General features: G+C 39.6%; 2 protein-coding genes. Both read right to left on the bottom strand.

The window, feature by feature from the left end; genetic code table 11:
• Window positions 1-229: 229 nt before the first annotated feature.
• The gene (locus EYW48_RS20990; RefSeq protein WP_277433028.1) at window positions 230-700 is read right to left on the bottom strand and encodes a GNAT family N-acetyltransferase; all 471 of its coding nucleotides are present in this window, start codon (window positions 698-700) and stop codon (window positions 230-232) included.
• Between the two features lie 144 nt (window positions 701-844).
• A complete protein-coding gene (locus EYW48_RS20995; protein ID WP_277433027.1) occupies window positions 845-1,816 on the bottom strand; it encodes a DUF4917 family protein in 972 nt (323 codons plus the stop codon).
• Window positions 1,817-1,975 lie beyond the last annotated feature (159 nt).

Genomic DNA, 1,975 nt, shown 5'->3' on the forward strand with positions numbered 1-1,975 from the left:
TCCCGAAAAGTGCCACTGGCGAGATAGTTGAGAAACTGAGATTTGTCCGGTGTGTAGCTAGAAAACCCAAAGCCTTTCCACCCTAAATTCACCGTTTTTCTTAACCCCAGCTAACGCCCAATTAAGGGGTGAACAACGCCTCCACCCAAACCTAACGCATTGTGCCATAAACACTTAACTGACTTGAAGTGAGGCCGCCAAGCGTTGTGAATCCCTCTTAAATTGCTTGTTATGCGATTTTTCCGCGCATTATGTACTGGGGACCCGCTAAACCACCCAAGTACTGCTCAGAAGTATTTTCAAAGCCACCCCTTTCATAACACACTCTAGCCCCTGGATTTTTGCAATTAACTGTCAGGTAAATCCAGTTAAACATTGAGTAGTGTGCTTTTAAGTAAGGGAAAAGAACCTTAACCGCTTCCGTTCCTAGCCCTTGACCTTGGCAGTTGATGTCGATAGCGAAAGCTCTTAAGCCTAGCCCGTCTTTCGGACAAAACTCATAATCAGAAGAATAAGCAACATCTAGCTTGAAGAAACCCACTACTGCACCGTTGCTTTTTATGGCATGCAAATGAATTGTCTCACTCGCACTAGATATAAATTCTTCAGAAGTACCCGCAAATTTAACCTGTTCATCGGCTAAATGTACATTCTTAACTTCCTCAATATTTGACTCGTTAACCTTTTCTATTTCTAACATTTTACTTCCATACTTTTGAATCGCATAACGCCGCATTAAGTGGTGAACAACGCGACCACCTAAGCCTAAACCTTGCCACATTCAGCACTAAAGCCGACCCAAGCTGAAATTGCCAAGCGTTGAGAATCCGTCTTAAATGCTTTGTTATGTGTTTACCTGCCCTAAAGGATGGGAGCTAGAATCAAAGAATACAATCTCTTTCTTTGAACCGTGAAAGTAGGTTTGAACTTCATTGATAAACTTAGATTTATCTTTGTCCTCCATCCCTGTGAACACGCTAATGGCGATTTTTTCAGCATTATTTTCCTTTAAAGCACTCAAAATATGAGCGTCATAGTCCTCGCTTAGTGAATGCCCAAAAACAACAAAGTTACCTGGCGCTTTTGAAAATCGGTTGTAGCAAAAATTCAAGTAATCGTTTGAGCGTATGCGCCTTAACTTGAATTCAGATTTACCTTCAGAAATAAACAATGGAGTGTCTTTGAAGCCTGACTCATCGATAATTTCAGAGATCGATGTCTCTTGGGTCGCTGTAACCTTAAATGTGTAACCGTCAGGTGACTCTTGAAGGTGTATTGCACCATGAAGATAATATAAGGCTGATTTAGAACCAATTATTTTAGTGTCAGACAAATTAAAGACACACGCTTTGTTCCAAAAAAAATCACAAAAACTGTCACTATTGGATTTCATCACTGACCAATAAGGAATTAAGTCATAATTAGTCGTATATATCGAGCGAAATTTCCTAAGCTGAGCGTTTATATTTAGTGCCGGTACACCGCCATAGGTCACGTGTGATGCATTTACAGCTTCTATTAGCGATTTTCTAACATTCAGATATAGCGACTTTATTGCATCGAGATTGTAAAAGTTAACAATGTATGCATGGTAAATAATCCTTAAAACCTCTTCAAAATTGACCGTATCTACCTTCTCAAATATCTCTTGGGCATGCGGATACATTTTGATTCCGAGCTTTTTAACGTTATCTAACAAAGTCCAATAATGAAACTTATCACTAATTCCAATACTAAAGCCATTTCCTAATAACAGATTTCGCCATGAATCATCGTCAACATCTTTCCACTGCTTTATTTCTATTAAATTATCCATCTAACAACTACCTCACAATTCCGAAATATCAGACACATAACGCCCAATTAAGTGGTGAACAACGCACTGGCCAAGCCGCTGCATTGCACCGTAAAACACTTTACCTAACGCATAGTAAAACTGCCACGCGTTGAGAATCCACTTGAATTGCTTGTTATG

Origin of the sequence: Vibrio sp. 1180_3 (assembly GCF_029478545.1) — a bacterium.
GTDB classification, from domain to species: Bacteria; Pseudomonadota; Gammaproteobacteria; order Enterobacterales; family Vibrionaceae; genus Vibrio; species Vibrio aestuarianus.